This is a genomic window from Mycobacterium sp., assembly GCF_049802695.1.
Classification (GTDB): domain Bacteria; phylum Actinomycetota; class Actinomycetes; order Mycobacteriales; family Mycobacteriaceae; genus Mycobacterium.
Map to the genome: position 1 here is coordinate 1 of NZ_JBARMY010000538.1, position 7,489 is coordinate 7,489.

Sequence of the window (7,489 nt, forward strand, 5' to 3'; positions counted from 1 at the left end):
GCAGCAGGCACAACCGGAGCGCCAGGCAGCAGCGGAGCACCTCCTGCGCCAGGCAGGGGACCAGGCAACGCCATCGGTACTGGTGCTGCCGCGGCAACAGGCCCGGCAAGCCCCGACATCTGTTCGACGCAGGTGGGGCCGCCTTCGCGGAGCGGGGTGGCTGCCGCGGCCGGGCTCAACGCCACAGCGGCCGCGCACACACCGGCACCGGCGGCTAACGTGACGCCGAACAGGTCGAAAATCTTCACCGCAATCTTCCTTCTGTACGGGCCCGAAGGGGTATTTCCACCACCAAAGGTTGCGGCGGTACCGTATCGCTGTGCAAAGCTTTTTCTAGATGGTTGACTCCGTAAGTTGCAGAACTGATACCGATCACGAGCCGCGCCGTAACCACGTCTTTTCGCCGCGGTGGCAACCCGAAACATTTAATCGGACATGCGCACCACAATTTCGGCCGCCGCGATGAGCGGTCGAGCACTGTGGCCGGGTCACATCGGCTCGGCAACGGCGTGTTTCGATGTTCGGCGAGCGGGGCACTGTGGTGCTGCGTCGCACGTTGAACCGGCGGACGAGCCCGACGCACCTATCCAGGTCATAGGCAGCGAGGCGAAAGGACTGCGATGCGCGATTTCATCTGCCCCAACTGTGGGCAACGGTTGGCCTTTGAGAACTCGGTGTGTCTGTCCTGCAACAGTCGGCTCGGGTTTTCCCTGGAGCAGATGGCGTTCTTTGTGATCGCCGACGAGGACACCGAGCAGTCGGGGGTCGTTCCTGCCAGCCAGTACCAGCTGTGTGCCAATCTGCACCTCGCCGAATGCAATTGGCTGGTTCCCGTGCAGCCCGTCCGGCAGCTCTGCCAATCGTGTGTGTTGACCCGTACCCGGCCCAATGACGCCGACACCAAGGCGCTGGCCGCGTTCGCCGCCGCCGAGAGAGCCAAACGGCGACTGATCGCCGAACTGCACGAACTAAAACTGCCGATCGTCGACCGCAATCAGGATCCTGACTATGGTCTGGCTTTCGACCTGTTGTCGAGCGAATACGAGAAGGTGTTCACCGGGCACGCCAACGGTGTCATCACGTTAGACCTGGCCGAAGGCGACGACGTGCACCGCGAGCAGTTGCGCATCGAGATGGACGAACCCTATCGGACCCTGCTCGGTCACTTCCGCCACGAAATCGGCCACTACTACTATTACCGGCTCGTCGGGCCCTCACCGGAGTACGTCCAGGAGTTCACCGAGCTGTTCGGTGATCCGGACGAGGATTACCAAGCCGCCCTGGACCGGCACTACAGCGAAGGGGCGCCACAGGATTGGAAAAAGGATTTCGTTTCGTCGTATGCCACTATGCATGCTGCTGAGGACTGGGCTGAGACGTTCGCGCACTACCTGCACATCCGCGACACCCTTGACACCTCGGCGGCGTTCAGTTTCGCCCCCGCCGCCGCGACCTACGAGCGAAGAGCGTTAGGGCGCAGCGGGTTCGACGCCATCGTCGAGATGTGGCTGCCGCTGGCGTGGGCGCTCAACATGGTCAACCGCTCGATGGGCAAAGACGATCTCTATCCGTTTGTGCTGACCGCGGCTGTGCTGAAGAAAATGCGCTTCATCTACACCGTCATCGACGAGATCACTTCGGAATCAGACGATCTGGCTGCCGTATAGCGGCTGATGCGCACGGGCCTGACGGTTGGGCCGGGCCGGGTCACAGATCTCGGCGCGTCACTCCAGTGGCTCGACCCATTGAGCGCGAGACGGGCCCGGGGCGAAGCCTCCACCGAAGTACTGCGTCTCATGCACGACCTCTTGCCCGGAGAATTCCATGATGCTGACCACGTAGAACGGTTGGTCGTCGTAGGTCAGAATCAGCTCGGTGATCCAAAGATCACCGCCACCCAGGATGCGTCGCACGGTGAAGCGTTTCGTGTTCGGCTGGGCTGTGCGCGACGCCTGGATGTTCTGGCGGCCACGAATGCGTTCGGCCGATTGCGGATATTCGAGAAGAGCGTCGTCGCGGTAGATTCGGTGTTCTGCCGCGAAGTCGTTGGCATCGGAGGCTGCCCAGTGGTTTTGCAAAGCGACCCGGATGTCGTCGTCACGCATCGCGATCCTTCTTCCTGTGGATGGCCAGCGAGTCGATCGTCCTCCCAGCAGTCTGCGCTGTCTACGTTGTCTAAGCTGACTGCAGGGCGCGCGGCGTCCATCCCGGCCAGTCGGGGGAGCCGATGATGAAGCCGTCGTTCAGCTGGGCGACGATGCGGGGGCCTTTCGGCCCGCTGTTGTCGTAGACGGTCGTAAAGTCGCATCGGGTGATCGCGGTGGCGACGAGCGGCCAAAGACGTTGGTAGCGTTCGCGGATCTTGCCCTCGGGCACATGGTGTCCGCCGGCGCTGACCCGGTGCCGCACCCGTTGCACCGCCAGCTCCTCAGGGATAAGCAGAACATGCATGACGATCGTGTAATCCGCCGTGTGGGCGGCGTCGACCAGTTCGAGCTTCGACGGGTGGGAGAACACGGTTTCGGCGATGAACGACGTGCCCAGCTCGAGCAGCTTCGCCCTGGTGTCTGCTGCCACCCGCGCGGCCTCGTACGCGTGCGCGGCCGGGTCGTCGGGCCAGCGCTGTCTGGCGATCTCGTCGGCGTTGACGAAGACGCTGTCGGGCAGCAGCAGCGCCAGCGTGAGTTCGACGAAGGTCGACTTGCCCGCACCGTTGGGTCCGACGACAAGATCGAGCCGCTTCATCGGCTGGGTGCGGCGCTGACCTTCCTGCGTCGCGGCGCCCGGCGCTTGGCGGTCAGCATTACCGAGGTTCCATCAGGCCGGTGCTCGACGATTTCACCGTCGTCGTTGAGGGCGACGGTGGTGATGCCACGGTTGGCCAACGTCTGCCCGTAATTCGACTGCGCCAGATTCTCCTGGATCGCCGCGGCGATCTCAGCGTTGAACACTGCGCCCTCTTCGGCGCTCAGTTCACGCAACTCCAAATCGCCGGCGAGCGCGGATTCGACACGCCGTCGGGCCGCCGTCTGCTGGCTCGACACCGCGCGGCCCACCCGGGCCCAGTGATCCAGCTGCTGCTTGGCCGAGCGGCTCTGTCGCGCTCCCTCAGCCGCGGCGCTGTCCAACAGATCCGCGGCCACGCGGGTCACTCGATCAGCGGTGTTCGCCATCATGCCTCCATATGTAGCAGTCTGCTACAAGCGTAGCAGAGTGCTACATAGGTGTGCCTGACGCCAACAAGGTATGTTCACAGCGTAAGTCAACGGTGTTGACACATTGCAGAACACGGCGTCTACTAGGGATAGAACTCGAAACAGAGGTATCGACATGGTTGTCATCGTTGGATTGATTGTCGTGCTGGTAGTCCTGACGTTTGCGCTCACCACGCTGACCAGTGCGGCCGGGACCCATGACAGCTTCGCCGTATTGAGTCAGCGGATCGGCGGCAGCGTCGTTGCCAGACCTTGCCAGCGCATCATGTTGTCCCAGAACTTAACTGTCGAACAAAGTCAACCGTTGATTGCCAATCCAGAGATGAGGTCACGGTGAGCACTAGCGAGAACCAGCGGCGAGATGTCTTCGCTGAGCACGCATTACACATGGGTGCCGGCTTCAAAGAACAGGAGCGGTCACACGTACTCGATACGTTGTCGGGGCTCGGTGCGCGCCTAGGACGGTGGGATCCGAAGGATGTGGATGTGGAAGTCTCCGTACAGAACCGCGGCGGGAAGGAACAGCGCGTCACGTTACGTACGACGCTGCCCGGTCGTCCGCAGGTGCTGGCGATCGCCGACGATGTAGACCTGACCCGGGCTCTCGGCGAAGCGAAGCGTGAGCTGATCCGTAAGCTCGAGCACCAGACGTCAGCGCGCGAACCCATGAACAACCGCCGACTCAGGAGTAAGTCAATCCGGCATCCGGGCGCCGCTGCGGCGACGGATGCGGATGCAGCGCAATGAAAAAGGACAAGGCAGAGCAATGCGAACGAGATTTGATGCAGCCGCTAGCCGAGGCACTACGCACGAGGCTGGACGGTGCGGCGAGGTCCACGTCAACAACCAGCCGCGACTGACCGATGACCGCGTCGAGTACGCCACGTGGCTCGAAGTCATGGTGAACGACGCACGGACCGAAGTCATCTTTCGCCCGCTCGCCCGCGAAGACTTCTCCGCGGCTGGCAATGGGGAACGAACGGCCGATTTGTTTTCCCGATCCCGCAGGCCGGCAGCGATGCCGACGCGAGCGCCCAAGCGTCCATTGACAATGTCGCCGAAAGCATCCGCAAAACGGCAACTATGTGGCATGCGGAACCACCCGAGTCATTTGGTTGGTCAGTCACCTAAAGGCAATTAAGCGGCCGTTTGTCGCCGGGAGTCGACTTCTTCGCGCTCACGCGCCTCGTGGTGGAGCGTTTGCGTTATGGCAGTGGACTTGTGGCGGGGACCGGTGATCTGGTGCGGGCCGAATCTACGCTCTGGCCGGTTTTTTGCTCGGCAGCCTTCTTCAGCTCACCCACCACATCTTCGATGGCCCGCGCGAGGGATGCGACGTCCTCGACGTTGTCGGGGCAGGCGACGATGCCCACGGCGAGGGTGTCTTCGTAGGACACGGCGGTGATGTTGAGGTTGGCGCCCAAAAACAACGGCGCGAGGGCATGGATGCCGACGACACGTGACCCGGCGCAGTAGATTTCCTCGGGTGGGCCCGGAACATTGGAGGTGATCGCGTGAGCCAGCGGAGGATGGAATCGCGCGAGCTTCAGGTCGGTGTACAGCCGCGCGACCTGCCCGACGATCACCGGCGGCACCAGATCGATGACGTCGGCGAGGTTGACGGGTGCCGTTGCTCTTCGTCGGCTCTTGAGCTGCGATGTCGCGGTGCGGATGCGGGCCAGCTGATCCACCGGGTCGGCGAGATACACCGGCAGTTTGACGACGGCCGGCGACCAGCTGTTCGACGTGTCGTCACCGGCGCCGCGGGTCGAGATCGGCATCAGGGTGCGCAGCGGCTGCTCGGGCACCGTGTCGTGTGCTTGCAGCCATCGACGCATCGCCGACGTTGCCGCGGTGAGGAATACGTCGTTGACCGTGACGCCGAACGCGTCGGTGATGGCGTGCAGATCGTCCATCGCCACGGCAGCCAACGCAACGCTGCGTCGCGCGGTGATCGGGGCGTTCAGCAGCGTCCGTGGCGAACTCTCGTCCGAATCGGGCGTCGGGGCATCCATTCTTTGCGAGCCGGCACCCGGGAGGAGTCGGCGGACCGACCGCAGCGCGATTCCCCCCATTGAATTCACCGCGTCGGGAGCCAGCCTCACAGCGATCCGAACGCCGACGGCGGTGTTGGCGGCGATCTCGTTAACGATGTCCAGCGCCATCGCCGCCGCAATTGGCATCCGGGGAAGGGGCCGCAACGCCATCGTGGCGAATACCGCGTCTGGATCGGTGGTCATCAGTCGGGGAAGCAGCGAGGTCACCGCGCCCACACCATCGGTCATGGCGTGGGAGAACTTGATGACTACCACCAGCCGGCCGTCGGCGAGACCGTGCACGACCCAGGCCTCCCACAGGGGGCGATCACGGCGAAGGCGTTGCCCGTGCAGCTCGCCGACCAGCGCGTCCAGCTCCCGCATGGTTCCAGGGTTGGGCAGCCGCACACAATGCAGATGGTCGTCGACATTGAACGCGGGGTCGTCGATCCATACCGGCTGGCCTAATCCGAAAGGTTTGGTAAGCAGACGCTGCTGGAAACCCGGCATCGCCGCAGTGCGCTCAGCCATCAGCTTCAAGATTGCTTCGGCGGCCAACTCGCCACGTGCTGCCGGCGATTTACCACGTGCTGCCGGGTCGCAAAACATCAGCGCCATTACGTGGGTGGGCATCGTCGACGTTTCGCCGTGCAGCGTCACCCCGTCCAAACCGGTCAACCGATCCATCACCATGCTCCATTCGCTACCCGAGCGTTCAGCTCACGCGTGGCTGACGGCTCCTTCGCCGCATTGCGGTGCATTCCGCAAGGACGGCGCTGGCATGGCTAAACCGATTCGTATCTAACGGGATTCGATATCCCCAAGCCGCTGTCTCGTCACTTCGGCGGCACTCCGCCTCACACTACACCGTAGGCCTCGGATGTCTACCAACGGCGTTGACACCCGCAAGGGAACTGCTCCGGTTCGGCCCTTCGTCTTATGTGGCTCGAAGCGCCCCGCCGGCCTGTTCTGCGATTAGGCCGGTGAGCAGGAGGTCGAGGCCGCGGTCGAGTTCACCGGCGCCGTCGTAGGAGCCGAGGGCCGGTGCCAGCGCACGGACGTGGGGAAAATCGGTGATCGCCAGCCGGTGCAGGCCAAGGCGCAAAACATCGTCGGTTTCCTCGGGTCGTTCGACCACCTCCTGGAGCTCGTTGAGGATGTGGCCGTACAAAAAGCCAAACAACAGCCGGTAGACATGCAGCGCGTCGACTCCGGTGAACCCGGCGCCGATAAGAAGCGTGAGGACGTCTTCGAGGGGGCGCAGCATTCCTGGCGGTCGTTGGCCGAGTGGCGTGGCCAGGGGCCGAGTCACCAACAACGGCACTACGTTGGGGTGGGTGATGGCCAGCCGGCGAAAGTCATGGGCAACGCTGCGCAATTGGGCGGCCCAGTCCGAGTCGGCGGTGTCCACCGAGAGTTGCTCGAGCACGATCTCGGCGACACCGTCGAGCACCGCGGCCTTATTCGGTAAGTGCCGGTAGAGCACCGTGGGATCCCGGCCGACCGCGTCGCTGAGCCGGCGCATCGACAACCCGTCCGCGCCGTCGCGATCGATGATCCCCAGCGCGGTCCGCAGGATCAGCGCGCGGCTGATCTGTCCGTTGTTTTCACCGCCGGCCCGCACCGACGCGTCATCATCGTCGGAATCCACACCGGGCCCGACGGTCGGCCGTTTTCTCAACGCAGCACAACTTTCTTTCTGGAGCAGGACTGTGTTTTAGTTTTTATACCACATTGTAGGCCATCGGCGTCGCACAACAACGTTGACACCAGGCTTACCGCGATGTGTACTGGAGAGATAAAGAATCGACGGAAGGCATCGACATGCTTGTTATCGGAGGTTTGGTCCTTCTGGTTATCGCGGTGGTCATCGGTTTGGTGGGTGTGCTTGGCAACGCCGGCGCCGCGCACCCGTTGACCGAAAATTTCTCGGTGTTGGGTTATCACGTCACCGGGTCGACCGGGACCTTGTTCCTGTTCGGGATCGTGGTCGGGGCGGTGGCGCTGCTGGGGCTGAGCGTGTTGCTGGCCGGTGCCCGCCGCACTGCGCGCCGCGGCCGCAACGCGCGACGCGATCTGCAAAACTCGCAACGCGAGAATGTGTATCTGGCTCAAGACCGCGACCGACTGCTCGAACACCAGCGGCACGGCGACGCGGCCGCCAGTTCGATCACGAACTCGGACGGGGCGACGAAGACGACCCGCCGGCCCGGCAGTGGGCTGCTCAGCCGTTTTTCG

At 63.3% G+C, this 7,489-nt stretch carries 9 protein-coding genes and 1 pseudogene; 4 read left to right on the forward strand and 6 right to left on the reverse strand.

Annotated features, from left to right (window positions below):
- A pseudogene (locus WA317_RS21210) lies at window positions 1-248 on the reverse strand (hypothetical protein); the annotation flags it as partial.
- Window positions 249-620: 372 nt separating this feature from the next.
- Between WA317_RS21210 and WA317_RS21215 the strand changes: the two are divergent.
- Window positions 621-1,667 (forward strand): zinc-binding metallopeptidase family protein, encoded by a 1,047-nt coding sequence (locus tag WA317_RS21215; RefSeq protein ID WP_425174899.1) that lies wholly within the window; start codon window positions 621-623, stop codon window positions 1,665-1,667.
- 57 nt (window positions 1,668-1,724) lie between these two features.
- Here WA317_RS21215 and WA317_RS21220 read toward each other — a convergent pair whose 3' ends face one another.
- The 3 genes from WA317_RS21220 to WA317_RS21230 form a co-directional block, all read right to left on the reverse strand.
- A complete protein-coding gene (locus tag WA317_RS21220) occupies window positions 1,725-2,105 on the reverse strand; it encodes a hypothetical protein (RefSeq protein ID WP_425174900.1) in 381 nt (126 codons plus the stop codon).
- A 70-nt stretch (window positions 2,106-2,175) separates the two neighbouring features.
- Window positions 2,176-2,745, reverse strand: a complete 570-nt coding sequence (locus WA317_RS21225) for a zeta toxin family protein (RefSeq protein WP_425174901.1) — start codon at window positions 2,743-2,745, stop codon at window positions 2,176-2,178.
- Window positions 2,742-3,173, reverse strand: a complete 432-nt coding sequence (locus WA317_RS21230; protein ID WP_425174902.1) for a TA system antitoxin ParD family protein — start codon at window positions 3,171-3,173, stop codon at window positions 2,742-2,744. Before WA317_RS21230 ends, WA317_RS21225 begins: the two co-directional genes overlap by 4 nt.
- A 157-nt stretch (window positions 3,174-3,330) precedes the next feature.
- Here WA317_RS21230 and WA317_RS21235 point away from each other — a divergent pair, with 157 nt between their 5' ends.
- Together WA317_RS21235 and WA317_RS21240 are read left to right on the forward strand one after the other, a co-directional pair.
- The gene (locus tag WA317_RS21235; RefSeq protein WP_425174903.1) at window positions 3,331-3,552 is read left to right on the forward strand and encodes a hypothetical protein; all 222 of its coding nucleotides are present in this window, start codon (window positions 3,331-3,333) and stop codon (window positions 3,550-3,552) included.
- A complete protein-coding gene (locus WA317_RS21240) occupies window positions 3,549-3,962 on the forward strand; it encodes a hypothetical protein (protein WP_425174904.1) in 414 nt (137 codons plus the stop codon). The genes WA317_RS21235 and WA317_RS21240 overlap by 4 nt, the downstream gene beginning before the upstream one ends.
- A gap of 458 nt (window positions 3,963-4,420) precedes the next feature.
- Here WA317_RS21240 and WA317_RS21245 read toward each other — a convergent pair whose 3' ends face one another.
- Together WA317_RS21245 and WA317_RS21250 are read right to left on the reverse strand one after the other, a co-directional pair.
- Complete coding sequence (locus WA317_RS21245; protein WP_425174905.1) at window positions 4,421-5,938, reverse strand: wax ester/triacylglycerol synthase family O-acyltransferase; 1,518 nt, start codon at window positions 5,936-5,938, stop codon at window positions 4,421-4,423.
- Window positions 5,939-6,188: 250 nt separating this feature from the next.
- The gene (locus WA317_RS21250; RefSeq protein ID WP_425174907.1) at window positions 6,189-6,902 is read right to left on the reverse strand and encodes a TetR/AcrR family transcriptional regulator; all 714 of its coding nucleotides are present in this window, start codon (window positions 6,900-6,902) and stop codon (window positions 6,189-6,191) included.
- 173 nt (window positions 6,903-7,075) lie between these two features.
- Between WA317_RS21250 and WA317_RS21255 the strand changes: the two genes are divergently transcribed.
- Window positions 7,076-7,489: hypothetical protein (locus tag WA317_RS21255; RefSeq protein WP_425174906.1), on the forward strand; the 414-nt coding region annotated here is incomplete at its 3' end.